The sequence below is a fragment of the Streptomyces ruber genome, from assembly GCF_014648075.1.
Classification (GTDB): domain Bacteria; phylum Actinomycetota; class Actinomycetes; order Streptomycetales; family Streptomycetaceae; genus Streptomyces; species Streptomyces ruber.
Map to the genome: position 1 here is coordinate 152,938 of NZ_BMQK01000007.1, position 25,204 is coordinate 178,141.

Here is a 25,204-nt window from a genome sequence, read left to right on the forward strand (position 1 = left end):
AAACACGAGACGCAGGGGGCGCACGAGAAGCCCGGGGCAGCGTCAGCGGCACCGGGCTCCCCGACGTCCGGGCGTACGAGTTCGCCGCCTGGACCCCACTCGTCGTCCTCACCGTCCTCGCCGGTCTCTGGCCCGCGGCCCTCCTCGGCCTGACCGACCCGGCCGTGCAGCAGCTCCTCGCAGGAGGCACCCGATGAGCGCCCTGGCCCACCCCCTGGCCCACCCCCTGGCCCAGTCCGTGGTCCAGTCGGTGGACTGGCTCACGATCGCCCCGCCCACCCTCGCGGCGGTCGTCGGACTCGGCGTGCTCGTCGCCGACCTGTTCGTGGGCGACGGGAAGAAGGCCGTGCTCGGCTGGGTGTCGGTCGCCGGTCTCGCCGTCTCCCTGCTCGCGCTGCTGCCGCTGCTGGACGGCGACCGCTCCACCTTCTGCCTCGCCGGCGACGCGGACGTCTGCAGCTACACCGCCGACCGGTTCGCGCTCGTCATCCAGTTCCTGGTCCTCGGCGGCGCCCTCCTCGCGGCCATCCTGTCGACCACGGCCCTGAAGGACGCCAGGGGACTGCTCCCCGAAGGAGAGTTCTGGTTCCTGCTGCTGTCGTCCGCCGCGGGCGCCGCCCTCCTGCCCGCCGCTCGCGACCTGGCGACCCTCGTCGTCGCCCTGGAGGTCGCCTCCCTGCCCGCCTTCGCCCTCGTCGGCCTCAGGTACGGGGACAGGCGCTCCGCCGAAGCGGCGCTCAAGTTCTTCCTGTCGTCGGTCACCGCGACCGCCGTGAGCCTCCTGGGCATCAGCTTCGTGTACGCCGCCACGGGCACCCTCTACCTGACCGAGATCGCCACACGCGTGCAGGACGTCGACGGGCAGCTCCAGACGCTCACCCGGGCCGGCGTCGTCCTCACGCTCATCGGCTTCGCCTTCAAGACGGCCGCCGTGCCGTTCCACTTCTGGGTGCCCGACACCTATGTGGGCGCGCCGCTCCCCGTGGCCGCCTACCTGTCGGTCGTCGGCAAGGCGGTCGGCTTCTCCGGCCTCATCCTCGTCACCGTCGTCGCCCTCCCCTCGTACGCGGACGTCTGGGGTCCGGCACTCGCCGTTCTGGCCGCCCTCACCATGACCGTCGGCAACGTCGGTGCCCTCCGCCAGCAGACCACGCGCGCGTACAGCGCGGTACGGCTCCTCGCCTGGTCCTCCGTCGGGCAGGCAGGGTACCTCCTGGTGCCGGTCGCCGCGGCCGCGTACGCCGACGACCCCCGGCGGCCGGTCGGCTCCACCGTCGCGTACGCGCTGATGTACGCCGCCGTGAACCTCGGAGCCTTCGCCGTGGCCGCCCTGGTGGCCCGCACGAAGCCGCTGAACCGCGTCGCCGACTACCGCGGCCTGTACGCCGCCAGCCCGCTCACCGCCCTGCTCCTGGGCTTCTTCCTGCTCTGCCTCGCCGGACTGCCCCCGGGCGTCATCGGGCTCTTCGCCAAGGTGACCGTCTTCTCGGCCGCCGTCGACGCGGGCCTCGGCTGGCTCGCCGTGGTCATGGCCGTCAACGTCGTGATCGCCCTCTTCTACTACCTGCAGTGGACCGCACTGCTGTTCCGGGCCCCCGAGGGCGCGCCCGCGAAGCACCGCGCGACGGCCCCGCTGACGGCGGCCCTCGCCCTCACCGGCGTCCTGGCGGTCGTCCTCTCCGGGGCGCCCCAGCTCGTCCTGCGCTTCGCCGGCACCGGCCTCTTCTGATCCGGGCTCCGCCGGAAACCGCATCCACGCGCGCGTGAGGGGAACCCGCACCGCTGCGCGCACCCGCGCACCCGCGCACCCGCGCACCAGGGAACTAGTCCTCCCTGCCGGGCGTTGACCAGGGAGAAAGGGAGAACTGGGAAGTGACGTCAACGCATCCGTAAGCAAGCAAGGGTTCCCCTGCCGCACGACTTGGAGGGCGTACCGTGCACCGCCGGCACAACGGGCTCAGGACCGCCGTACTCCTCGGCGGGCTGTCCGCACTCATCATCGTCATCGGCAGCTTCTTCGGGCGCATGGGCCTCGTCGTCGCGCTGCTCGTGGCGATCGGCACGAACGCGTACGCGTACTGGAACAGCGACAAGCTGGCGCTACGCGCGATGCGTGCCCGCCCGGTGAGCGAGTTCGAGGCTCCCGGTCTGTACCGCATGGTCCGCGAGCTCTCCACGCAGGCCCGGCAGCCGATGCCCCGTCTGTACATCTCCCCGACGGACGCGCCGAACGCGTTCGCGACGGGCCGCAACCCGCGCAACGCCGCCGTCTGCTGCACCGAAGGCATTCTGCGCATCCTGGACGAGCGCGAACTCCGCGGCGTGATCGGTCACGAACTGAGCCACGTCTACAACCGCGACATCCTGATCTCCTCGGTCGCCGGCGCCCTGGCCTCGGTGATCATGTTCCTGGTGAACTTCGCCTGGCTGATCCCCGTGGGCCGCTCCAACGACGACGACGGACCCGGCCTTCTCGGCATGCTAATGATCATGATCCTGGGCCCGCTCGCCGCCACCGTCATCCAGCTCGCCATCAGCCGCTCCAGGGAGTACGAGGCGGACGCCTCCGGTGCCCAGCTGACCGGCGACCCCCTGGCCCTCGCCAGTGCCCTGCGCAAACTCGAGATGGGCACCAAGCAGCTCCCGCTGCCCCCGGAACCGCGCATCGAGACCGCGAGCCACATGATGATCGCCAACCCCTTCCGCCCAGGCCAGGGGCTGTCCAAGATGTTCTCGACGCACCCGCCGATGGCGGAACGCATCGCCCGGCTCGAGCAGATGGCAGGTCGCCACCAGTGAAGACAATCCTGAACATCATCTGGCTGATCTTCAGCGGCTTCTGGCTGTTCTGCGGCTACATGCTCGCGGGACTGCTGCTGTGCATCACGATCATCGGCATCCCGTTCGGCGTCGCCGCCTTCCGCATCGGCGTCTACGCCCTGTGGCCCTTCGGGTACACCGCGGTCGAACGCCGGGACGCCGGCGCGCCCTCCTGCGTCGGCAACGTGCTGTGGCTGGTCCTCGCCGGCTGGTGGCTGGCGCTCGGCCACATCGCCACGGGCATAGCCCTGTGCGTCACGATCATCGGCATCCCCCTGGGCATCGCCAACTTCAAGCTCATTCCGGTCTCGCTGCTGCCCCTGGGCCGCGAGATCGTGCGCACGGACCAGCCGTTCACCCAACGCTGACAGAAACGGCGCCGCCGCGACGCGGTTTCACCCTCCCGGCGTCCCTGAACCTGGTCCCCGCACACGCGGCCCCCACCACCGCCGCCGTACCCCGTACGCTGCCGCCCCCAGTCCCAGGACGGCCGCGCCCACGACGACCGACATGGCCGGCAGCGCGAACGCCAGCGTCACGCAGCCGACCAGCCCCACGAACGGCACGATCCGCGCGACCGGTGCCGGGCTCAGCGTCCACGCCGACGCGTTGGCGACGGCGTAGTACGCGAGCACGCCGAAGGAGGAGAAACCGACCGCCGCCCGCACGTCCGCCGTGGCGGCCAGCACGGCGACCGCCATGCCGACGGCCGGCTCCGCCCTGTGCGGGACCTGGCGGCGGGGATGTACGGCGGCGAGGAAACCGGGCAGATGCCGGTCCCGGGCCATGGCCAGCGCCGTCCGTGAGACACCCAGAATCAGCGCCAGCAGGGTCCCCAGCGCGGCCACGGCGGCACCTGCCCGCACCACGGGCACCAGCTCCGGGACACCGGCGGCCCGTACGGCGTCGGCCAGCGGAGCCGAGGCGTTCCCGAGCCCGCCCGGCCCCAGCACGGACAGGACGGCGACGGCCACGGCGGCGTACACCACCAGCGCGATGCCCAGCGCCAGCGGGATCGCGCGCGGGATGGTACGCGCCGGATCACGCACCTCCTCGCCCAGGGTCGCGATCCGCGCGTACCCGGCGAACGCGAAGAACAGCAGACCGGAGGCCTGGAACACCCCGCCGGCCCCCGACGGGAGCCCGGTGTCCGACCGTCCGCCGCCGGACCCGGCGGCAGAGAGGCAGACGACCACGACGGAGGCGAGGACCGCCAGGACCAGGACCACGATCAGCCGCGTCAGCCGGGCCGACTTCCGGATGCCGCCGTAGTTCACGGCGGTCAGTGACACCACGGCCGCGACGGCGAGGGCGTGCGCCTGATCCGGCCACACGTACACCCCCACGGTCAGCGCCATCGCCGCGCACGAGGCCGTCTTGCCGACCAGGAAGGACCAGCCCGCCAGATAGCCCCAGAACTCACCGAGCCGCTCACGTCCGTAGACGTACGCGCCGCCGGACTCAGGGTGGAGGGCGGCCAGCCGCGCCGAGGACATCGCGTTGCAGTAGGCCACCACGGCCGCCAAGCCGAGAGCGAGCAGCAGACCGGATCCGGCCGCACGCGCGGCAGGCCCCAGGACGGCGAACACCCCGGCGCCGACCATCGAGCCGAGCCCGATGACCACCGCGTCCCCGACTCCCAGCGTCCGCCGCAGGCCGGCGTCCGGACCAGACTGTGTCATGTGCCGCACCCTACTGATCCACGCAACCTTCGGACACGGTGGAGATGTCCTCCCCAACAACAGGACATCAACGAACAAGTCTTCAGCGAACGAACGAGACGCAGGACGTCCTGGGGCAAGTGGGAAGAAAGGGCGGTTTCAGGTCATGGGCATCATCGGCTGGATCATTCTGGGACTGTTGGCCGGAGCCATCGCCAAGTTCCTGCTGCCGGGCCGCGACCCGGGCGGTTTCATCGGCACGACGCTCATCGGCATCGCGGGGGCGTTCATCGGCGGCTGGATCTCCGCCCGCTGGCTGGACCACCCCATCAACAACAACTTCTACGACGGTGCCACCTGGGCCGCCGCCATCGGCGGCTCTCTCGTACTGCTCATCGCCTACCGCCTTCTCTTCGGCCACTCGCGCCGCTGAGCGGATACGCCGCAGCCGACTGTCGACTGCGACGCGGCTGCGGGCGGATGAAGCGACGCGGGCCGGTCCGGCGCCTCGAGGCGCCGGACCGGCCCGCGTCGGCCACCGGTCTGCTCGGCCTACCGGTAGTTGACGAACTGCAGTGCGAAGTCGAAGTCCTTGCCCTTCAGAAGGGCGATCACGGTCTGCAGGTCGTCCCGGCTCTTGGAGCTGACGCGCAGCTCCTCACCCTGGACCTGGGCCTTCACGCCCTTGGGACCCTCATCGCGAATGATCTTCGCCACCTTCTTGGCGTTTTCCTGGGAGATGCCCTCCTGGATCGAGGCGAAGATCTTGTACTCCTTGCCGGACAGCTGCGGCTCACCGGCGTCCAGCGCCTTGAGGGAGATACCGCGCTTGATCAGCTTGGACTGGAAGACGTCGAGAACCGCCTTGACCCTGTCCTCGGAGTTCGCCTCCAGCAGGATCTTGTCGCCGCCGGACCACGAGATGGAGGCACCCACGCCCTTGAAGTCGTAGCGCTGGGAGATCTCCTTGGCGGTCTGGTTGAGGGCGTTGTCGACCTCCTGCCGCTCGACCTTCGAGACGATGTCGAAACTGGAGTCGGCCATGTCCTGTGGCTCCTTGTATCGGATGACTATCGGGTGACTGTCGGGTGCGAAACGGCGCGCTGCAGGGGGCCGCCGAGCCCGGCGTGCATCCCGGGCCGCATCCGCATAAGCCTAGCCACCCCCTCCCCGACGGACGCCGATCAATCGAGTGGCGAAGCACCCCCGCGCATCAGGTATCATTTACGTCGTTGCCACGGAGCACCGCCGAAAAGCGGTTCGAAGCGGTAGCAAACCCGGCGGTGTGGCTCAGCCTTCCCAGGTTCGAATCCTGGCGCCGCCACATTGGGAAAGACCCCCTCCGAACTGCGGAAACGCAGACGGAGGGGGTCTTTCTTCGGGTGCTCCTTCTCTACGGCCGCTGATCGGCCCCTGCGGTTTGTTCCTCCTGGGACCTGAGCATCTGTGCCATCGCCTCCAGGCTCTGCGCCGCGGCCGTGCCGCCGCCGCAGGTCAATGAGGCTATGAGGCCGCCGAGCAGACCGGCCCGGTCGGCGACGATGCGCACCTGACCGACCTCGACGACGAGGCCGAGCAGATTCAGCCGCAGGCCTTGTGGGATGTCGAGTACGACACACTCACCAGGCGGTGTTGTCATCTGAGTCCCCCTTTGCGTCCCCCTCGGAAGCACCAGCCGTGCCGTGATACCCCCGTACGGGCGGAACATGCTGATCCGGGCTCAGAGGTCGCCGTGGCTCCGGCATACGCGTCCGGGAGGTGATGGCCGGCGTCGACGAGTTCGACACGTCGGTCGATACGGCGGTGAGCTCACGGGGCACACTGAGCGCATGCCGTCGCATCGCAAAAGCTGTCCCGTGTGCCTTCGCGAGATCGCCGTGGTCGCCGGGCGGTTCGCGCGCCACGACCCGCCCGGCACCAGCGGTGACCTCGTGTCGTGTCCCGGGTCCCGCACGCCGGCGCAGCTGGGCGCCGCTCAGCCGACGCTGGACGGGTACGTCGTTCCCGAGTTCCCCGGCCAGATGCCGCTGTTCTGAACCCCCCGCCGCTGACGGCGTGTACGTGCCGGGCCGTCAGTTGCCCGCCACCGACTTCACCGCCACCGGGACCGGTGCCGAGCCGCTGATCAGTTCCAGGGTGAGGCCGGCCGTGGCCGGAGTGTCCACCAACTCCACGAGAACGGCGGCGACATCGTCCCGCGGGATCGGGCCACGCCCCGTGTGGGCCTCCAGGCGGACGAGGCCCGTGCCGGCGTCGTTCGTGAGCATTCCGGGGCGCAGGATCGTCCAGTCCAGGGAGTCCAGGCGACGGATGTACTCGTCGGCCTCGCCCTTGGCGCGCTGGTAGACGTCGAACACCTCGTCACCCGGGTGCAGGGGGTCGGCACCCATCGACGACACGACGATGTAGCGGCGCACGCCCGCGCGTACCGCCGCGTCCGCGAACAACGTCGCCGCCGCCCGGTCCACCGTCTCCTTGCGGGCGGCGCCGCTGCCCGGGCCGGCACCCGCCGCGAAGACGGCCGCGTCCGCGCCCCGAAGATGTTCCGCGACCTCGTCGACCGGCGTCGACTCCAGATCGCACACCACCGGTTCGGCACCGGCCTCCCGAAGATCGTCGCCCTGCTCGGCGCGGCGGATCAGCCCCACCGCCTCGTCACCACGCGCGGCGAGCAACCGCTCCAGCCGCAGCGCGATCTGACCATGACCTCCAGCGATGACAATGCGCATGTCTTCGACCGTACGCCCGCACAGGCGCATCCGCCGAACGACACCGACTGCGCGACCGACCGACTGCGCGACCGGTCGACCGCCCGCGCCCGCTCGCCGCCGCCCGCCCCGCTGTGCGCGGCGCGCCGCGCGTACGAGTGCTCCCGCCCACCCGCCCGCGAGCTCCAGCCCCAGCCGTGGGCAGCCTCACCCCGCGCCCTACGACAGCTCCCCCCGCCCCTGCCGCGGCAGGTCCAGTGCCGCGACCGCCGGTGAGTGGCAGTACTCCCGGACCGCGCTGGTCCGCGCCACCACGCGCCCCCGGTGCACCACGATCCGGCTGTACGCCAGGGACAGCGCCCCCGCCAGCCGGCCGCCGCGGACGGCGAGGAGCTCGGCCGGGAAACCGGCCTCCACACGGACCTCTGGCAACCCGAGCATCGCGCGCGCCGACGAGCTGACGGCGTCGTAGGCGTCCTCCGGGCGGAGCCCGTACCGCGAGGCCAGCAGGTACGCGGCCTCCAGCGGATCGCCCCGGCCCACGGGGTTCGACACGTCACGCAACGCCCCGCTGCCGGCCGCCACCCGTACCCCGGCCGTCCGCAGCAGCCGTACGGGAGCCGTGCCGCGCCCGTCCACACTCCCGCAGCCGCCCTGCGGCAGACACACGACGGTCACCCCGGCCGCGGCCAACTGGTCCGCCGCGCGCGCCGCCGCGTCCGAGGGCAGGTCCCCGAGCCCTCCGCAGGGCCCGAGGGCCACCCCCGGCCGCAGCCCGCCCGCCATCGTCGCGAGGCGGCCGAGCCGGACGGGATCGGACCCGTCGACGTGCAGGTCCACCGGGCAGGCGTACTCGGCGGCGAGCTTGAGGACGGCCTCGACGTAACCCGTGGGATCCGGGTCCGCGTCGGGGCAGCCGCCCACCACGGACGCGCCCATCTCGACCGCCTCCCGCAGCATCGCCAGCCCGTCCGCCCCGGCGAGCCCGGTCAGGACCCGGGGCATCGCCACGGCCGTCAACTCCGCCAGCCCGCGCAGCGCCCGCCGGGCCCGGAGCACGGCCGCGAGCGCGCCCAGCCCCTGTACGTCGCCGACGTGGATGTGCGAGCGCAGCGCCGTGACGCCGTGCGCGAGCTGCAGGAGGGTCGCCTCGGTGGCACGCCGCTGGACCTCGTGGGGGGCGTACGAGACCGGTCCGGCCACGTCGGCCGACAGCGCCGTGTCGCTGTGGGCGTGCGGCTCGGCGGGCGCCGGCAGGAGCAGATAGCCGCCGAGGTCCACGCGCGCGATGGACGAGCCCCGGGTCCCGGCCACTCCCGTGGTGAGGCTCCCGGCGGTACCGACCGCCTCGATGCGCCCGCGGCCCAGCCGTACGTCCACGGTCCGGCCGTCGGTGAGCCGCGCCCCGCACAGCAGCAGCGCGGATCCCGTGCCCGGTCCCGACGAGGAACCCGACGGAAAGCGGGAGGGCTGCGGCTGGCTGTCGGGCATCGCACTCCTGGGGTAGGGCTGCGGCGCGGAGGGGGCGCCTGGTCACGCAGCGTGAGTCGAGCCTAGGACGGCCGGGCCTTGGCTTCAGGGAGGAGCGCAATAGTCGTACCGGTGTGGTTCCCGGTGGCGGTGGTACGCCGCCAGGGCCCCGTCCGCCGGACGCCGCACACCGCGGTCGACCCGGGAGAGCCTGCCCGCAGGGCTTCACGCGCGCGGTTGTGCCCGGTGGGACGGCAGGGGCCGGTGCGGCGCGTCAGGGGACGTACCGGGAAACGGGCCGGGAACAGGTCGGGGCGGGCACCGCGAAACGGATTTGGGGGAACGGCGGTGGGGCGTGTAATGTCTTCATCGCTCGCCCCAATAGCTCAGTCGGCAGAGCGTCTCCATGGTAAGGAGAAGGTCAACGGTTCGATTCCGTTTTGGGGCTCTGGTGTGAGAGGTACCCGTCGCGAGGCGGGGCTCGATCGCATCACAGCGGTGTAGCTCAGTCGGTAGAGCAAGCGGCTCATAATCGCTGTGTCACCGGTTCAAGTCCGGTCACCGCTACCACAAGTAGCCGATTGCGGGGTCGGTCCTTCGATCGGCTACTCTTTCTGCGTTAATCAAGTCAATCCGTTCGTCAAGGAGCACTCACGTGGCTGCCACCGACGTCCGCCCGAAGATCACGCTGGCCTGCGTGGAGTGCAAGGAGCGGAACTACATCACCAAGAAGAACCGGCGCAACAACCCGGATCGTCTTGAAATGAAGAAGCACTGCCCGCGTTGCAACGCGCACACCGCGCACCGCGAGACGCGCTGATTCAGGCTCGTACACGAGGCCGCCCCCACTGAACGGGGGGCGGCCTCGTGTCGTTCTCTGAGTCGATACCGGTCAGTATCGAACAAGCAGGAGGTGCCGAGCCCATGCCGCTCGACCAGTCCTTCGTGGGGCGGACCTATCCGCCCACCGACCCCTATGAGGTCGGCCGGGAGAAGATCCGCGAGTTCGCGGAGGCAGTGGGAGACACCAACCCGGCGTACACGGACCCGGAGGCCGCGAAGGCGCTCGGGTACGCCGATGTGATCGCTCCGCCGACCTTCGTTTTCTCGATCACCTTCAAGGCCGCGGGACAGGTCGTCGAGGACCCTCAGCTGGGCCTCGACTACAGCCGTGTGGTGCACGGGGACCAGAAGTTCGCCTACACGCGCCCGGTGCGCGCCGGCGACCGGCTCGCGATCACCTCCACCATCGAAACGATCAAGTCCATGGCCGGCCACGACGTCCTGACCGTCCGGGGCGAGGTCCACGACGAGGCGGGCGAGCACGTGGTCACCGCCTGGACCAAGCTCGTGGCCCGTGGCGAGGACGAGGAGGCGTGAGTCGATGACGGCCAAGGTTCAGTACGCGGACGTCGAGGTCGGCACCGAGCTGCCCGCCCAGACCTTCCCCGTGACCCGCGCCACGCTCGTGCAGTACGCGGGCGCGTCCGGGGACTTCAACCCGATCCACTGGAACGAGAAGTTCGCCAAGGAGGTCGGGCTGCCGGACGTCATCGCGCACGGCATGTTCACCATGGCCGAGGCGATCCGGGTGGTCACCGACTGGGTGGGCGACCCGGGTGCGGTCGTCGAGTACGGTGTCCGCTTCACCCGGCCCGTCGTCGTCCCGAACGACGACCAGGGTGCGACCATCGAGGTCAGCGGCAAGGTCGCGGCCAAGCTGGACGACGACACGGTCCGCGTCGACCTCCTGGTGAAGAGCGCCGGCCAGAAGGTGCTCGGCATGTCCCGGGCTGTCGTACGGCTCGCCTGAACAACGCACATGTAAGGGGCGCCCTCCACTGCGGGGCGCCCCTTACTCATGACCTTACGCACGGCCGTGCGCATGGGGGCGGCACGGCCTTACGCATGGCCGTGCGCATGGGGTCGAAGGGGGAGCCGGCCCCGTCTCGTACCCTTGTGCCCGTGCAGGAACTCCACGACGCCCCGCTCGCCCCGCTGACCACCTTCCGGCTCGGCGGCCCCGCGGACCGGCTGATCACCGCGACGACCGACGCCGAAGTGATCGCCGCCGTGCGGGAGGCCGACGACTCCGGGACGCCGCTGCTGCTGATCGGCGGCGGATCGAACCTGGTCATCGGTGACAAGGGGTTCGCCGGAACCGCGCTCGTCGTCGCGACCGAGGGGTTCTCGCTCGACGGCACCCGGCTGGAACTGGCCGCCGGCGAGGTGTGGACCGACGCGGTGGCCCGCGTCGTCGAGGCCGGGCTCGGGGGCATCGAGTGCCTCGCCGGGATCCCCGGTTCCGCGGGCGCGACGCCGATCCAGAACGTCGGCGCGTACGGCCAGGAGGTCGCGTCCACCGTCACCGAGGTGGTCGCCTACGACCGCGTCGCTCGCGAGACGGTCACCCTCCCGAACGCCGACTGCGCCTTCTCGTACCGCCACAGCCGCTTCAAGGCCGACCCCGGACGCTACGTGGTGCTGCGCGTCCGCTTCGCGCTGGAGGACGCGGACGGGATGTCGGCGCCCGTCCGGTACGCCGAGACGGCCCGCACCCTCGGTGTCGGGGTCGGCGAGCGGGTGCCCCTCGCCGCGGCCCGCGAGGCGGTGCTGAAGCTCCGCGCGGGGAAGGGCATGGTGCTCGACCCCGAGGACCACGACACCTGGTCCGCCGGATCGTTCTTCACCAACCCGATCCTCACGGACGAGGCGTTCGCCGCGTTCCGCGCGCGCGTGGAGGCGCGCCTGGGCGCCGGCGTCGTGCCGCCCGCCTATCCCGCGGGCGACGGGTACACCAAGACCTCCGCCGCCTGGCTGATCGACAGGGCGGGCTTCACGAAGGGGTACGGCACCGGGCCCGCCCGCATCTCGACCAAGCACACCCTCGCCCTCACCAACCGGGGCGGAGCCACCACCGAGGACCTGCTCGCCCTCGCCCGTGAGGTCGTCGCCGGGGTCCGGGACGCCTTCGGGATCACCCTCGTCAACGAGCCGGTGACGGTGGGCGTCAGCCTCTGAGGCTCCCGCCCCGTACGGTGAGCGCCTAGTAGGCCACCCCGACCGTCTGCTTCACCGTCCCCGGGTCGCCGGCCGCCGCCAGCATCGCGTGGGCCACGTCCGCGCGGGCCAGCGTGCGTCCCGCGCGCGGGACACCGCCGACGGCCGTGCGGTAGGTGCCGGTCAGCGGACCGTCGGTGAGCTTGGGCGGGCGTACCGAGGTCCAGTCCGCGGCGCTGCGTTCCAGCTCGGCCTCCATCTCCCTCAGGTCCGCGTAGGTGTCGGCGAGGACCCTCCGGAGTATCGCGCGCACCACGCGGTCGACGACCGGGTCGTCCTGCGGCGGCGGGGCGAGCGGGGCGGCGCTCACGACCACGATCCGCAGGACGCCCGCGGAGTCCATCGCGCGCAGCACCGTACGGGTCAGCCGGGCGGCGACCCCGGCGTCCTTGCGCGACCGGGCCCCGAGACCCGACAGCACCGCGTCCCGGCCGGTCAGCGCGGGCAGCAGCGGCCCCGGGTCCGTCAGGTCGGCGCCGGCCACCTCCAGCCCCTCGCCCGTCACGGTCAGGCGGGCCGGGTCCCGGACGACGGCGGTGACCTGGTGGCCCGCGGCCAGCGCCAGCCGGACGATCTCCTGGCCGACCCCGCCCGTCGCACCGAACACGGTGAGTCTCATGGTGTCCCTCCCCGAGGTGGGTAAGTGCTCACTCACCCGTCAACCCTCTCCGCCAGCAGGGAGTGCCGTGCAGCAGAAACCGGCCAGGATCCGCATCCTCGACGCCGCCCACGAGCTGATGACGACCCTGGGGCTCGCGCGGGTCACGACCAAGGAGATCGCCAGGACGGCGGGCTGCTCGGAGGCCGCGCTCTACAAGTACTTCGCGAGCAAGGAGGAGCTCTTCGTCGACGTGCTGCGCGAGCGGCTGGGGCCCCTCCTGGAGAGGCTCACGGCGGAGCCGGGGGAGCGCGGTGTCGAGGAGAATCTGACGGAGATCGCCCGCCGGGCCGCCCTCTTCTACGAACAGAGCTTCCCGATCGCCGCGTCCCTGTACGCGGAGCCGCAGCTCAAGCGCCGGCACGAACAGGCCATGCGGGAGATGGGCAGCGGCCCGCACATCCCGATCCAGGGACTGGACGCCTACCTCCGGGCCGAACAGCGCGCCGGCCGCATCCACCCGTCCGCCGACACCTTCGCGGCCGCCTCACTGTTTCTGGGCGCCTGCGCGGAGCGGGCGTTCGCCTACGACGCGACGGAGGAGGCGCGCCCGCCGCTCGACACCTTCGCCCCCGCCTTCGCCCGCACGCTCCTGCGCGGGATCTCCCCGGAAGCCGGGCCCCCGGAGGCGTCCTGAACGGCCGTGCGGCCGTCAGGAGACCGGCGCGGTCAGCCAGTCGTCCACGCCGGAGAGCAGCTTCCGCTTGACGTCCTCCGGGGCCGCCGAGCCCCGTACCGACTGCCGTGCCAGCTCGGCGAGCTCCGCGTCCGAGAAGGCGTGATGGCGGCGCGCGATCTCGTACTGGGCCGCCAGCCGCGAGCCGAACAGCAGCGGGTCGTCCGCGCCGAGCGCCATCGGCACCCCCGCCTCGAACAGTGTCCTCAGGGGCACGTCCTCCGGCTTCTCGTACACCCCGAGGGCCACGTTCGACGCGGGGCAGACCTCGCAGGTCACCTGCCGGTCGGCCAGCCGCTGCAGCAGCCGCGCGTCCTCCGCGGCCCGCACCCCGTGCCCGATCCGGGAGGCGTGCAGGTCGTCCAGGCAGTCGCGGACCGACGAGGGGCCGGTCAGCTCGCCGCCGTGCGGCGCGGCCATCAGCCCGCCCTCCCGGGCGATGTGGAAGGCCCGGTCGAAGTCCCGGGCCATGCCCCGCCGCTCGTCGTTGGAGAGGCCGAAGCCGACGATGCCGCGGTCCCGGTAGCGCACGGCCAGCCGGGCCAGCGTGCGCGCGTCCAGCGGGTGCTTCATGCGGTTGGCGGCGATCAGGACGCGCATCCCGAGACCGGTCTCGCGCGACGCCGTGTCCACCGCGTCGAGGATGATCTCCAGGGCCGGGATGAGCCCGCCCAGCCGGGGGGCGTACGACGTCGGGTCGACCTGGATCTCCAGCCAGCCGGAGCCGTCCCGGACGTCCTCCTCGGCCGCCTCGCGGACCAGGCGCTGGATGTCCTCGGGCTGTCTCAGGCAGGACCGCGCCGCGTCGTACAGCCGCTGGAAGCGGAACCAGCCCCGCTCGTCCGTCGCCCGCAGTCTCGGCGGTTCGCCGCCGCTCAGGGCGTCGGTCAGCGCGTCGGGCAGCCGTACGCCGTACTTGTCCGCGAGTTCGAGGAGGGTGGAGGGCCGCATGGACCCGGTGAAGTGCAGGTGAAGATGGGCCTTGGGCAGCTCAGACAGATCACGCACGTGCTCCATTCCGCGATCCTGCCGCACGCCGCGTCCGCATCGGTAGCGCTTTCCCCGATAGTGCTCTTTATCGCAAACAGCTGCGAAGAAACGTCGAAGCGGGCCGCGGCCCACTCACCGGAGTGGAGCGCGGCCCGCTGTGAGCCCGGATGTCAGTCCCGTGCCTCCGCCAGCAGCTTCTGGATCCGGCTGACGCCCTCGACGAGGTCCTCGTCACCGAGCGCGTACGACAGCCGCAGGTACCCCGGCGTGCCGAAGGCCTCGCCCGGGACCACCGCGACCTCGACCTCGTCCAGGATCAGTGCGGCCAGCTCGACGGAGCTCTGCGGGCGCCTGCCGCGGATCTCCTTGCCGATGAGGGCCTTCACCGACGGGTACGCGTAGAAGGCGCCCTCGGGCTCCGGGCAGACCACGCCGTCGATCTCGTTCAGCATCCGCACGATCGTCCGGCGGCGGCGGTCGAAGGCCTCGCGCATCTCGGCGACGGCCGTCAGGTCACCGGAGACGGCGGCGATCGCGGCCGCCTGGGCGACGTTGGAGACGTTGGACGTGGCGTGCGACTGGAGGTTCGTCGCGGCCTTGACCACGTCCTTCGGGCCGATGACCCAGCCCACGCGCCAGCCCGTCATGGCGTACGTCTTGGCGACGCCGTTGACCACGATGCACTTGTCGCGCAGCTCGGGCAGGACCGCCGGCAGCGAGGTGAACGTCGCGTCCCCGTACACCAGGTGCTCGTAGATCTCGTCCGTCAGCACCCACAGGCCGTGCTCGACGGCCCAGCGGCCGATCGCCTCGGCCTCCTCGGCGCTGTAGACGGCGCCGGTCGGGTTGGAGGGGGAGACGAAGAGGACGACCTTGGTCTTCTCCGTGCGCGCGGCCTCCAGCTGCTCGACCGAGACCCGGTAGCCGGTGGTCTCGTCGGCGACGACCTCGACCGGGACACCGCCGGCGAGCCGGATGGACTCCGGGTACGTCGTCCAGTACGGCGCCGGGACGATGACCTCGTCGCCCGGGTCGAGGATCGCGGCGAAGGCCTCGTAGATGGCCTGCTTGCCGCCGTTGGTGACGAGGATCTGCGAGACCTCGGGCTCGTAGCCGGAGTCGCGCAGCGTCTTGGCGGCGATCGCGGCCTTGAGCTCGGGCAGGCCGCCCGCCGGCGTGTACCGGTGGTACTTCGGGTTCCTGCAGGCCTCTACGGCGGCCTCGACGATGTAGTCCGGAGTCGGGAAGTCGGGCTCACCGGCCCCGAAACCGATCACCGGACGGCCGGCCGCCTTGAGGGCCTTGGCCTTGGCGTCCACGGCGAGGGTGGCGGACTCGGAGATCGCACCGACCCGGGCGGAGACCCGGCGCTCGGTGGGAGGGGTTGCAGCGCTCATGACCCCATCGTTCCAGACCTGAAATGCCCCGGGCACACGGGTTTCACAGACCGAACAACCGCCTGTGGGACGCCGGATCACCGGCCGATCTCCGGGGAACGGGGCCCGAGCCGCCATTTTCTGTTCGACGCCCGGCCGTGGAGCACGTACACTCTCACCTCGTTGGCCTCCAGCAGGCCGCTCTCATCGGATGCACTCCGAGCACCCGAGCGGATGCGGTACGTTGGGGGGAACCAAAGGGTCGTAGCTCAATTGGTAGAGCACTGGTCTCCAAAACCAGCGGTTGGGGGTTCAAGTCCCTCCGGCCCTGCTACACACACCGCCAGGATGTGTGCGCATGTACGTACAGCAATGCACCGCCGTGCGGCTCAGACCGGGCGCGGCACGGCCACGACCCGGGATCAGGTGAGGACGAGTGACGGACGCCGTGGGCTCCATCGACATGCCTGATGCCGAGGACGAGGCGCCTGAGTCGAAGAAGAAGACCCGCAAGGGCGGCAAGCGAGCCAAGAAAGGCCCGCTGAAGCGGCTCGCGCTCTTCTACCGCCAGATCGTCGCGGAACTCCGCAAGGTCGTCTGGCCCACCCGTTCGCAGCTGACGACGTACACGACCGTGGTCATCATCTTCGTGGTCATCATGATCGGTCTGGTCACTGTGATTGACTTTGGACTCGACAAGGCCGCCAAGTACGTCTTCGGCTGAGCCGAAAGCGAAGGGCGCCGTACCCGGCGCCCCTTTCGCGTGTTCCACCCCCTGTATCGAGGAAGAAGCAGCCACCGTGTCTGACCCGAACGTGAACGACGCCATGGAGCCTCGCGGGGACGATGTCGAGTCCGTGGACGACGAGCTCGACATCCTCGAGGGCTCGGACGTGGTCGACGAGGCCGAGGCTGCGGAAGCCGCCGTGGGTGAGCCCGCCGAGAAGGCCGCCGTGCACGTCGAGGAGCCGGAGGAGGCTCCGGCCGCGGAGCCGTCCGAGCCTGCCGAGCCCGTCGACCCCGTCGCCGCCCTGCGCGAGGAGCTGCGCACGCTGCCCGGCGAGTGGTACGTCATCCACACGTACGCCGGTTACGAGAAGCGCGTGAAGGCCAACCTGGAGCAGCGCGCCGTCTCCCTGAACGTCGAGGACTTCATCTACCAGGCGGAGGTCCCCGAGGAGGAGATCGTCCAGATCAAGAACGGCGAGCGCAAGACCGTACGGCAGAACAAGCTGCCCGGTTACGTGCTCGTCCGCATGGATCTGACGAACGAGTCCTGGGGCGTCGTCCGCAACACCCCCGGCGTCACCGGCTTCGTGGGCAACGCCTACGACCCGTACCCGCTCTCCCTCGACGAGATCGTCAAGATGCTCGCCCCGGAGGCCGAGGAGAAGGCCGCCCGCGAGGCTGCCGAGGCCGAGGGCAAGCCGGCGCCGCAGCGCAAGGTCGAGGTCCAGGTGCTGGACTTCGAGGTCGGCGACTCGGTCACCGTCACCGACGGCCCGTTCGCCACGCTCCAGGCCACCATCAACGAGATCAACGCCGACTCGAAGAAGGTCAAGGGCCTCGTCGAGATCTTCGGCCGCGAGACCCCGGTCGAGCTGAGCTTCGACCAGATCCAGAAGAACTGAGTCGTACTCGGTCTCCTTTGGACCACACGCCTCCGACCAGGTCAGACCATGCTCCTACTGGGGGCACCTTCCGCTTGCGGGGGACGGTCTGACCTGCTCGGTTTTTGGCCGCGCATGGATACCCGTTATCGTTGTGCGGTATGCCTCCATCCGGATGGATTCGGATGAGCGGGCTGAAAACTCTCACTAGGACCCGGAGAGAGCAATGCCTCCCAAGAAGAAGAAGGTCACGGGGCTCATCAAGCTCCAGATCCAGGCCGGTGCCGCCAACCCGGCTCCGCCGGTCGGCCCCGCGCTGGGTCAGCACGGCGTCAACATCATGGAGTTCTGCAAGGCCTACAACGCCGCGACCGAGTCGCAGCGCGGTTGGGTCATCCCGGTGGAGATCACGGTCTACGAGGACCGTTCCTTCACCTTCATCACCAAGACCCCGCCGGCCGCGAAGATGATCCTCAAGGCCGCTGGTGTCGAGAAGGGCTCCGGCGAGCCGCACAAGACCAAGGTCGCCAAGATCACCGAGGCGCAGGTCCGCGAGATCGCCACCACCAAGCTGCCCGACCTCAACGCCAACGACCTGGACGCCGCGTCGAAGATCATCGCCGGCACCGCCCGTTCCATGGGCATCACGGTCGAGGGCTGAACCCCACCTTCCAGAACACCGTGGCAGGGCCTGCTCGGCCCGTACCACGACTCCTTTCGAAACACACAGGAGCAGTTGTGAGCAAGCGCAGCAAGGCTCTCCGCGCTGCGGACGCCAAGGTCGACCGGGAGAAGCTGTACGCCCCGCTCGAGGCCGTCCGTCTCGCCAAGGAGACCTCCACGACCAAGTTCGACGGCACCGTCGAGGTCGCCTTCCGTCTGGGCGTCGACCCGCGCAAGGCCGACCAGATGGTCCGTGGCACCGTGAACCTCCCGCACGGCACCGGTAAGACCGCCCGGGTCCTGGTCTTCGCGACCGGTGACCGTGCCGAGGCCGCTCGTGCCGCGGGCGCCGACATCGTCGGCGCCGACGAGCTCATCGACGAGGTGTCGAAGGGCCGTCTGGACTTCGACGCCGTCGTCGCCACCCCGGACCTCATGGGCAAGGTCGGCCGCCTCGGCCGCGTGCTCGGTCCGCGTGGTCTGATGCCGAACCCGAAGACCGGCACCGTCACCCCCGACGTCGCCAAGGCCGTCACCGAGATCAAGGGCGGCAAGATCGAGTTCCGCGTCGACAAGCACTCGAACCTGCACTTCATCATCGGCAAGGTGTCCTTCGACGACACCAAGCTGGTGGAGAACTACGGCGCGGCGCTGGAGGAGATCCTCCGTCTGAAGCCGTCCGCCGCCAAGGGTCGCTACATCAAGAAGGCCGCGATCAGCACCACGATCGGCCCCGGTGTCCCGGTCGACCCGAACCGCACCCGCAACCTCCTCGTCGAGGAGGACCCGGCCGCGGTCTGAGCCTCCGCGCTCGCCCGACCGGTCCACGGGCCCCGCACCCTCAGGGTGCGGGGCCCGTCGCCATTCAGCGGAGCGCCCACGGGGGCGGCGAATGTGACGTGGCTGTTGCAGAGGGCGGACGGGAATCCGGGGGAGCCGGGTGATCACTGGGCTAGGATCACAGGGATTTCAAAGAATCGGCAATTTGTTCCTATGTTCCTTGGGGGGAATCGATGGGGCTTTCTGTGCGCAGGCGGGGCGGGGCGACGCTCGCGGGGATCGCGGCACTGGTCATGGCCGGTGGGGCCGTCGGCTGCGGCGCCGAGAAGCAGGACGGGGCCTCGGGCTCCGCGCGGACCGTGCAGCAGGTGCTGACGGCGGCGTTCGAGAGAACCGCCGAGGTCAAGTCCGCCAAGGTCGAGATGACCATGTCGATGCCGGCTGCGCTGGACGGCGGCGGCGACATGACCATGAGCGGCGTGATGGGCTGGGATCCGACCGTCATGGACCTGACCATGAAGGGGTCCGCGTTCAGCACCCAGCCGGGCGCCCCGGAGCAGGTCCGGATGGTCTGGCAGGACAACGTCATGTACATGGACATGGGGGCCGAGGCCGCCAAGGACATGGACGGCAAGCGCTGGATGAAGCTCGACCTGGCGGCCGCGGCGGAGGCTGCCGGGGACGAGGACCTGACCAAGCAGATGACGTCCGGTCTGGACAACATGAACCAGAACCCGACCGAGCAGCTCGCCATGCTCCGCGAGTCGCCCAACCTCAAGCACGTCGGCAGCGAGAAGATCGACGGCGTCGAGGCCGAGCACTACACGGGCACGCTCACCGTCAAGGAGATGATGGAGAGCAACGACACCCTGGACCTCCTGGAGCCCGAGGAGCGCAAGCAGCTCCTGGACAACATCGAGAAGTCGGGCATCAAGGGCTACGACACCGATGTGTGGGTCAACGAGGACGACCTGCCGGTCCGCATGGACATCACCATGGAGACCCCCGAGGGCGACGTCGACATGAGCATGAAGCTCTCGGACTACGGCGCCAAGGCCGAGGTCGAGCTGCCGCCGGCCGGCGAGACCGTCGACCTGTTCGAGATGCTCCAGGGCGCGGGCGAGATGGCCGGCAGCGAGGGCGCCTTCGACGAGGAGGCCTTCGAGAAGGAGATGGCCGAGCTGGAGGCGCTGGAGTCCGGCGTCTGAGCCCGCGGCGGCGGCCCCGCCGCGCCGACGGTCCGCTGACCGGATTTGCCCGACGGCGATCCGGTCAGGTACCTTCCTACAGAAGCCAAAGACCGCTGGTCGTCGCCGTGCGCTCGTGAGAGGGCCCGGTGGCCGAAGGATCCGCTGAACCGCGGACGACCCGCGCAGGTGACTGTGGACAAGCTCCTGGGTCGGTTCCGAAACACACGGAACCCGTCCGGTCGAGCTACGCCCCGTGCGCCTGCGCCGGGGCGTTTCGTTTCCCCAGCCCCTTCCGAGCGGTCCTCATCACCCGGAAGGAGGCCGACGCTCTATGGCAAGGCCCGACAAGGCTGCCGCGGTGGCCGAGCTGACGGAGCAGTTCCGCAGCTCGAACGCCGCCGTGCTGACCGAGTACCGGGGTCTCACCGTGGCGCAGCTGAAGACGCTGCGCCGGTCGCTCGGTGAGAACGCCCAGTACGCCGTGGTGAAGAACACGCTGACCAAGATTGCGGCCAACGAGGCCGGGATCACGACGCTCGACGACCTGTTCAACGGTCCGACGGCGGTCGCCTTCGTCACCGGTGACCCGGTGGAGTCGGCGAAGGGTCTTCGTGACTTCGCCAAGGACAACCCGAATCTCGTCATCAAGGGCGGTGTCCTTGACGGCAAGGCGCTCTCCGCCGACGAGATCAAGAAGCTTGCGGACCTCGAGTCCCGCGAGGTTCTGCTCTCCAAGCTGGCCGGTGCCTTCAAGGCGAAGCAGTCCCAGGCTGCCTCCGTCTTCCAGGCGCTGCCGTCGAAGCTCGTCCGCACCGTGGACGCGCTGCGCGCCAAGCAGGACGAGCAGGGCGGTGCCGAGTAACTCGGCTCGTCATGGCCGGTGCCGCCAGGCACGGCCGTAGCGGGCCGAACGTACGCCCGCCTCACATGTACATCCGGCACCAGCCGAATTAGTGGAAGGATCGCCCCTCATGGCGAAGCTCAGCCAGGAAGACCTGCTCGCGCAGTTCGAGGAGATGACCCTCATCGAGCTCTCCGAGTTCGTGAAGGCCTTCGAGGAGAAGTTCGACGTCACCGCCGCCGCGGCCGCCCCGGTCGTCGTCGCCGGTGGTGCCGCCGGTGGCGGCGAGGCCGCCGTCGCCGAGGAGAAGGACGAGTTCGACGTCGTCCTCACCGGCGCCGGCGACAAGAAGATCCAGGTCATCAAGGTCGTGCGTGAGCTGACCTCCCTGGGTCTGAAGGAGGCCAAGGACCTCGTGGACGGCGCCCCGAAGCCCGTCCTCGAGAAGGTCGCCAAGGACGCCGCGGACAAGGCCAAGGAGGCCCTCGAGGGCGCCGGCGCCTCCGTCGAGGTCAAGTAAGACCTCACGGGTCCGCGAGGACCTCACAGGGGCCCGCAGGGACCCCCGTCCGCACGGGCACGGGCCGATGGCGACTGCAACGTCCGCCGGGCGGCCCGGTCCGCTCGGACCGTCGTACGCTCCGCAGCCCCGCGGCTGTGCCGTGGGGCTGTAACGCGCAGACACCGAAGGGCGATCACCCAAGTGGGTGGTCGCCCTTCGGCGTTTCACGACGTCCGGCGGCGGCTGCCTTGCACTGACGGTCGCGACGAGTATGGTGATCTTCGTCGTGCCTCTGAGCACCCCGGACGCCCCGTCGCGAGTGACGATCGCGGCATGTGCTTCGGGCAAGGGGGGCTTGACGAACTGCACGCAGCGCGCAATTCTCAGGACGCGTCGTCACAACGATCCGCATCCGAGGCATGGATCGACGGCGTAGAGGGCAGTATCGAGGTGCATCGAGGGCGTGGCTTGCCGCAGGTATTGAGAAACAACGAGGGTTTCCGAGGATCCGCAAACCCGCACTGGACATCAGTGGGCCTAGTGGCTACACTGACCCTTTGCGCTGCCTGTTAGCTGCCTCCTGCCCGTCACCAGGAGCATGCCCTCGCTCGAGCACTGACGTAGGAATCGTCCCTGACCTGGGACCTTCCCGCTTGTGCCCGGTCGGGGGGCTGGTACGCGCGTAGTGAGTCCGAGCCCTCGGAAGGACCCCCTCTTGGCCGCCTCGCGCACTGCCTCGACCGCGAATACGAACAACGGCGCAAGCACCGCCCCGCTGCGCATCTCCTTTGCAAAGATCAAGGAGCCCCTCGAGGTTCCGAACCTTCTCGCGCTGCAAACCGAGAGCTTCGACTGGCTGCTCGGCAACGAAGCGTGGAAGGCTCGCGTCGAGGCGGCTCTCGAGAACGGTCAGGACGTCCCCACCAAGTCCGGTCTGGAGGAGATCTTCGAGGAGATCTCCCCGATCGAGGACTTCTCCGGGTCGATGTCGCTGACCTTCCGCGACCACCGTTTCGAGCCCCCGAAGAACTCCATCGACGAGTGCAAGGAGCGCGACTTCACGTACGCCGCGCCGCTCTTCGTCACGGCGGAGTTCACGAACAACGAGACCGGTGAGATCAAGTCCCAGACGGTCTTCATGGGCGACTTCCCGCTCATGACCAACAAGGGCACCTTCGTCATCAACGGCACCGAGCGTGTCGTCGTGTCGCAGCTGGTCCGTTCGCCGGGCGTCTACTTCGACTCCTCGATCGACAAGACCTCCGACAAGGACATCTTCTCCGCCAAGATCATCCCGTCCCGGGGTGCCTGGCTGGAGATGGAGATCGACAAGCGCGACATGGTCGGTGTCCGTATCGACCGCAAGCGCAAGCAGTCCGTCACCGTGCTCCTCAAGGCCCTCGGCTGGACGACCGAGCAGATCCTCGAGGAGTTCGGCGAGTACGAGTCCATGCGCGCCACCCTGGAGAAGGACCACACCCAGGGCCAGGACGACGCGCTGCTCGACATCTACCGCAAGCTGCGTCCGGGCGAGCCCCCCACGCGTGAGGCCGCGCAGACGCTGCTGGAGAACCTCTACTTCAACCCCAAGCGCTACGACCTCGCGAAGGTCGGCCGCTACAAGGTCAACAAGAAGCTGGGTGCGGACGCCCCGCTGGACGCGGGCATCCTGACCGTCGAGGACATCATCTCGACGATCAAGTACCTGGTGCAGCTGCACGCCGGCGAGACCGAGACGGTCGCCGACAACGGCGAGACGATCGTCGTCGAGACCGACGACATCGACCACTTCGGCAACCGTCGTCTGCGCAGCGTCGGCGAGCTCATCCAGAACCAGGTCCGTACGGGTCTGGCCCGTATGGAGCGCGTCGTGCGCGAGCGCATGACCACGCAGGACGTCGAGGCGATCACGCCGCAGACCCTGATCAACATCCGGCCGGTCGTCGCCTCCATCAAGGAGTTCTTCGGCACCAGCCAGCTGTCCCAGTTCATGGACCAGAACAACCCGCTGTCCGGGCTGACGCACAAGCGCCGTCTGTCCGCGCTCGGCCCGGGTGGTCTCTCCCGTGAGCGGGCCGGCTTCGAGGTCCGTGACGTGCACCCCTCGCACTACGGCCGGATGTGCCCGATCGAGACGCCCGAAGGCCCGAACATCGGTCTGATCGGCTCGCTCGCCTCGTACGGCCGGGTCAACGCGTTCGGCTTCGTCGAGACGCCGTACCGCAAGGTCGTCGACGGCCAGGTCACCGACGAGGTGGACTACCTGACCGCCGACGAGGAGGACCGGTTCGTCATCGCCCAGGCCAACGCGCCGCTGGACGAGGAGATGCGGTTCTCCGAGCGCGTGCTGGTCCGCCGCCGCGGCGGCGAGGTCGACTACGTGCAGGGTGACGAGGTCCACTACATGGACGTCTCGCCGCGCCAGATGGTGTCGGTCGCGACCGCCATGATCCCGTTCCTCGAGCACGACGACGCCAACCGCGCCCTCATGGGCGCGAACATGATGCGCCAGGCCGTGCCGCTCATCAAGAGCGAGGCCCCGCTCGTCGGCACCGGCATGGAGTACCGCTCCGCCGTCGACGCCGGCGACGTGGTCAAGGCCGAGAAGGACGGTGTGGTCCAGGAGGTCTCCGCGGACTACATCACCACCACCAACGACGACGGCACGTACATCACGTACCGCCTGGCCAAGTTCTCCCGGTCCAACCAGGGCACCTCGGTCAACCAGAAGGTCGTCGTCAACGAGGGCGACCGCGTCATCGTGGGCCAGGTCCTCGCGGACGGCCCGGCCACCGAGAACGGCGAGATGGCGCTCGGCAAGAACCTGCTGGTCGCGTTCATGCCGTGGGAGGGCCACAACTACGAGGACGCGATCATCCTGTCGCAGCGCCTCGTGCAGGACGACGTCCTCTCCTCCATCCACATCGAGGAGCACGAGGTCGACGCCCGTGACACCAAGCTCGGCCCCGAGGAGATCACCCGGGACATCCCGAACGTCTCCGAGGAGGTCCTCGCCGACCTCGACGAGCGCGGCATCATCCGCATCGGTGCCGAGGTCATCGCCGGTGACATCCTCGTCGGCAAGGTCACGCCCAAGGGTGAGACCGAGCTGACGCCGGAGGAGCGCCTGCTCCGCGCGATCTTCGGTGAGAAGGCCCGTGAGGTCCGTGACACCTCGCTGAAGGTGCCGCACGGCGAGACCGGCAAGGTCATCGGCGTCCGCGTCTTCGACCGCGAGGAGGGCGACGAGCTTCCCCCCGGTGTGAACCAGCTGGTGCGCGTGTACGTGGCGCAGAAGCGCAAGATCACCGACGGTGACAAGCTCGCCGGCCGCCACGGCAACAAGGGCGTCATCTCCAAGATCAACCCGATCGAGGACATGCCGTTCCTGGAGGACGGCACCCCGGTCGACATCATCCTCAACCCGCTCGGTGTGCCGTCCCGGATGAACCCGGGACAGGTCCTGGAGATCCACCTCGGCTGGCTCGCCAGCCAGGGCTGGGACGTCTCCGGTCTCGCCGACGAGTGGGCGCAGCGCCTCCAGGCGATCGGCGCGGACCGTGTCGAGCCGCGTACCAACGTGGCGACGCCGGTCTTCGACGGTGCCCGTGAGGACGAGCTGACCGGTCTGCTGGAGAACACCCTGCCGAACCGCGACGGCGACCGCATGGTCCTCCCGTCCGGCAAGGCGCGGCTGTTCGACGGCCGCTCCGGCGAGCCGTTCCCGGACCCGATCTCGGTCGGGTACATGTACATCCTCAAGCTGCACCACCTGGTCGACGACAAGCTGCACGCCCGCTCGACCGGTCCGTACTCCATGATCACCCAGCAGCCGCTGGGTGGTAAGGCCCAGTTCGGTGGCCAGCGGTTCGGCGAGATGGAGGTGTGGGCACTCGAGGCGTACGGCGCCGCCTACGCGCTCCAGGAGCTGCTGACCATCAAGTCCGACGACGTGACCGGCCGCGTGAAGGTCTACGAGGCCATCGTCAAGGGCGAGAACATCCCCGAGCCCGGCATCCCCGAGTCCTTCAAGGTGCTCATCAAGGAGATGCAGTCCCTGTGCCTCAACGTGGAGGTGCTGTCCAGCGACGGCATGTCCATCGAGATGCGTGACACCGACGAGGACGTCTTCCGCGCCGCGGAGGAGCTCGGCATCGACCTGTCCCGGCGCGAGCCGAGCAGCGTCGAAGAGGTCTGAC

The 25,204-nt window shown here is 69.7% G+C and carries 26 protein-coding genes, 3 tRNA genes and 1 pseudogene; 22 read left to right on the forward strand and 8 right to left on the reverse strand.

What is annotated here, in order from left to right; genetic code table 11:
* The 4 genes and pseudogenes from IEZ04_RS17715 to IEZ04_RS17730 form a co-directional block, all read left to right on the forward strand.
* Positions 1-197: pseudogene (locus tag IEZ04_RS17715) on the forward strand (NADH-quinone oxidoreductase subunit M); the annotation flags it as partial.
* Positions 194-1,729 (forward strand): NADH-quinone oxidoreductase subunit N, encoded by a 1,536-nt coding sequence (locus tag IEZ04_RS17720; RefSeq protein WP_189217860.1) that lies wholly within the window; start codon positions 194-196, stop codon positions 1,727-1,729. The pseudogene IEZ04_RS17715 and the gene IEZ04_RS17720, both read left to right, overlap by 4 nt.
* A 206-nt stretch (positions 1,730-1,935) precedes the next feature.
* Positions 1,936-2,799 (forward strand): zinc metalloprotease HtpX, encoded by an 864-nt coding sequence (gene htpX / locus IEZ04_RS17725; protein ID WP_189217861.1) that lies wholly within the window; start codon positions 1,936-1,938, stop codon positions 2,797-2,799.
* On the forward strand, positions 2,796-3,188 hold the full coding sequence (locus tag IEZ04_RS17730) for a YccF domain-containing protein (RefSeq protein ID WP_189217862.1): 393 nt from the start codon (positions 2,796-2,798) through the stop codon (positions 3,186-3,188). Before htpX ends, IEZ04_RS17730 begins: the two co-directional genes overlap by 4 nt.
* Positions 3,189-3,215: 27 nt before the next feature.
* Here IEZ04_RS17730 and IEZ04_RS17735 read toward each other — a convergent pair whose 3' ends face one another.
* Positions 3,216-4,502: an APC family permease gene (locus tag IEZ04_RS17735; protein ID WP_189217863.1), complete on the reverse strand. Its 1,287-nt coding sequence runs from the start codon at positions 4,500-4,502 to the stop codon at positions 3,216-3,218.
* Positions 4,503-4,647: 145 nt separating this feature from the next.
* On the opposite strand from IEZ04_RS17735, the gene IEZ04_RS17740 reads away from it, so the two are divergent.
* The gene (locus IEZ04_RS17740; RefSeq protein ID WP_189217864.1) at positions 4,648-4,914 is read left to right on the forward strand and encodes a GlsB/YeaQ/YmgE family stress response membrane protein; all 267 of its coding nucleotides are present in this window, start codon (positions 4,648-4,650) and stop codon (positions 4,912-4,914) included.
* 119 nt (positions 4,915-5,033) lie between these two features.
* On the opposite strand, the gene IEZ04_RS17745 is transcribed toward IEZ04_RS17740, so the two are convergent.
* On the reverse strand, positions 5,034-5,525 hold the full coding sequence (locus tag IEZ04_RS17745; RefSeq protein WP_189217865.1) for a YajQ family cyclic di-GMP-binding protein: 492 nt from the start codon (positions 5,523-5,525) through the stop codon (positions 5,034-5,036).
* A 349-nt stretch (positions 5,526-5,874) separates the two neighbouring features.
* Positions 5,875-6,120 carry a hypothetical protein gene (locus IEZ04_RS17750; protein WP_189217866.1) on the reverse strand — a complete coding sequence of 82 codons (246 nt, stop codon included), beginning with the start codon at positions 6,118-6,120 and terminating at the stop codon, positions 5,875-5,877.
* A gap of 190 nt (positions 6,121-6,310) precedes the next feature.
* Between IEZ04_RS17750 and IEZ04_RS17755 the strand changes: the two genes are divergently transcribed.
* Positions 6,311-6,517, forward strand: coding sequence for a hypothetical protein (locus tag IEZ04_RS17755; protein WP_189217867.1), 207 nt, complete (start codon positions 6,311-6,313; stop codon positions 6,515-6,517).
* A gap of 36 nt (positions 6,518-6,553) precedes the next feature.
* Here IEZ04_RS17755 and IEZ04_RS17760 read toward each other — a convergent pair whose 3' ends face one another.
* Entirely contained in the window at positions 6,554-7,210 is a 657-nt protein-coding gene (locus tag IEZ04_RS17760; protein WP_189217868.1) for an NAD(P)H-binding protein, read from the reverse strand.
* Between the two features lie 198 nt (positions 7,211-7,408).
* A complete protein-coding gene (locus IEZ04_RS17765) occupies positions 7,409-8,680 on the reverse strand; it encodes an amidohydrolase family protein (RefSeq protein ID WP_189217869.1) in 1,272 nt (423 codons plus the stop codon).
* 354 nt (positions 8,681-9,034) lie between these two features.
* Here IEZ04_RS17765 and IEZ04_RS17770 point away from each other — a divergent pair.
* The 6 genes from IEZ04_RS17770 to IEZ04_RS17795 all read left to right on the forward strand — a co-directional run bounded on the left by IEZ04_RS17770 (position 9,035) and on the right by IEZ04_RS17795 (position 11,680).
* A tRNA-Thr gene (locus tag IEZ04_RS17770) sits at positions 9,035-9,107 on the forward strand.
* 46 nt (positions 9,108-9,153) lie between these two features.
* Positions 9,154-9,229: transfer RNA gene (locus IEZ04_RS17775), tRNA-Met, on the forward strand.
* An 85-nt stretch (positions 9,230-9,314) separates the two neighbouring features.
* Positions 9,315-9,479, forward strand: coding sequence for a 50S ribosomal protein L33 (rpmG, locus tag IEZ04_RS17780; protein ID WP_003948671.1), 165 nt, complete (start codon positions 9,315-9,317; stop codon positions 9,477-9,479).
* Between the two features lie 104 nt (positions 9,480-9,583).
* Positions 9,584-10,039, forward strand: a complete 456-nt coding sequence (locus IEZ04_RS17785; RefSeq protein WP_189217870.1) for a MaoC family dehydratase N-terminal domain-containing protein — start codon at positions 9,584-9,586, stop codon at positions 10,037-10,039.
* 4 nt (positions 10,040-10,043) lie between these two features.
* The gene (locus tag IEZ04_RS17790; protein ID WP_189217871.1) at positions 10,044-10,472 is read left to right on the forward strand and encodes a MaoC family dehydratase; all 429 of its coding nucleotides are present in this window, start codon (positions 10,044-10,046) and stop codon (positions 10,470-10,472) included.
* 152 nt (positions 10,473-10,624) lie between these two features.
* The gene (locus IEZ04_RS17795) at positions 10,625-11,680 is read left to right on the forward strand and encodes a UDP-N-acetylmuramate dehydrogenase (RefSeq protein WP_189217872.1); all 1,056 of its coding nucleotides are present in this window, start codon (positions 10,625-10,627) and stop codon (positions 11,678-11,680) included.
* Between the two features lie 25 nt (positions 11,681-11,705).
* Here IEZ04_RS17795 and IEZ04_RS17800 read toward each other — a convergent pair whose 3' ends face one another.
* Positions 11,706-12,338 (reverse strand): NAD(P)-dependent oxidoreductase, encoded by a 633-nt coding sequence (locus IEZ04_RS17800; protein WP_189217873.1) that lies wholly within the window; start codon positions 12,336-12,338, stop codon positions 11,706-11,708.
* Between the two features lie 67 nt (positions 12,339-12,405).
* Between IEZ04_RS17800 and IEZ04_RS17805 the strand changes: the two genes are divergently transcribed.
* The gene (locus IEZ04_RS17805) at positions 12,406-13,014 is read left to right on the forward strand and encodes a TetR/AcrR family transcriptional regulator (RefSeq protein ID WP_189217874.1); all 609 of its coding nucleotides are present in this window, start codon (positions 12,406-12,408) and stop codon (positions 13,012-13,014) included.
* Between the two features lie 15 nt (positions 13,015-13,029).
* Here IEZ04_RS17805 and IEZ04_RS17810 read toward each other — a convergent pair whose 3' ends face one another.
* On the reverse strand, positions 13,030-14,070 hold the full coding sequence (locus IEZ04_RS17810; RefSeq protein ID WP_189217875.1) for an adenosine deaminase: 1,041 nt from the start codon (positions 14,068-14,070) through the stop codon (positions 13,030-13,032).
* Between the two features lie 143 nt (positions 14,071-14,213).
* Complete coding sequence (locus tag IEZ04_RS17815) at positions 14,214-15,440, reverse strand: pyridoxal phosphate-dependent aminotransferase (RefSeq protein ID WP_189217876.1); 1,227 nt, start codon at positions 15,438-15,440, stop codon at positions 14,214-14,216.
* 237 nt (positions 15,441-15,677) lie between these two features.
* On the opposite strand from IEZ04_RS17815, the gene IEZ04_RS17820 reads away from it, so the two are divergent.
* From IEZ04_RS17820 to rpoB, 9 genes are all read left to right on the forward strand, one after another.
* Positions 15,678-15,750: transfer RNA gene (locus IEZ04_RS17820), tRNA-Trp, on the forward strand.
* Positions 15,751-15,855: 105 nt separating this feature from the next.
* On the forward strand, positions 15,856-16,143 hold the full coding sequence (secE, locus tag IEZ04_RS17825; RefSeq protein ID WP_030572584.1) for a preprotein translocase subunit SecE: 288 nt from the start codon (positions 15,856-15,858) through the stop codon (positions 16,141-16,143).
* Between the two features lie 76 nt (positions 16,144-16,219).
* Complete coding sequence (gene nusG, locus IEZ04_RS17830) at positions 16,220-17,050, forward strand: transcription termination/antitermination protein NusG (RefSeq protein ID WP_189217877.1); 831 nt, start codon at positions 16,220-16,222, stop codon at positions 17,048-17,050.
* A 205-nt stretch (positions 17,051-17,255) separates the two neighbouring features.
* Entirely contained in the window at positions 17,256-17,690 is a 435-nt protein-coding gene (rplK, locus tag IEZ04_RS17835) for a 50S ribosomal protein L11 (RefSeq protein ID WP_189217878.1), read from the forward strand.
* Positions 17,691-17,767: 77 nt separating this feature from the next.
* Complete coding sequence (gene rplA / locus IEZ04_RS17840) at positions 17,768-18,493, forward strand: 50S ribosomal protein L1 (protein ID WP_189217879.1); 726 nt, start codon at positions 17,768-17,770, stop codon at positions 18,491-18,493.
* 212 nt (positions 18,494-18,705) lie between these two features.
* Positions 18,706-19,680 carry an SCO4651 family lipoprotein gene (locus IEZ04_RS17845; RefSeq protein WP_189217880.1) on the forward strand — a complete coding sequence of 325 codons (975 nt, stop codon included), beginning with the start codon at positions 18,706-18,708 and terminating at the stop codon, positions 19,678-19,680.
* A gap of 313 nt (positions 19,681-19,993) precedes the next feature.
* Positions 19,994-20,524: a 50S ribosomal protein L10 gene (gene rplJ, locus IEZ04_RS17850; protein WP_189217881.1), complete on the forward strand. Its 531-nt coding sequence runs from the start codon at positions 19,994-19,996 to the stop codon at positions 20,522-20,524.
* Between the two features lie 109 nt (positions 20,525-20,633).
* Complete coding sequence (gene rplL / locus IEZ04_RS17855; RefSeq protein WP_189217882.1) at positions 20,634-21,023, forward strand: 50S ribosomal protein L7/L12; 390 nt, start codon at positions 20,634-20,636, stop codon at positions 21,021-21,023.
* Between the two features lie 697 nt (positions 21,024-21,720).
* Complete coding sequence (rpoB, locus tag IEZ04_RS17860) at positions 21,721-25,203, forward strand: DNA-directed RNA polymerase subunit beta (protein WP_189217883.1); 3,483 nt, start codon at positions 21,721-21,723, stop codon at positions 25,201-25,203.
* Position 25,204: the final 1 nt, after the last annotated feature.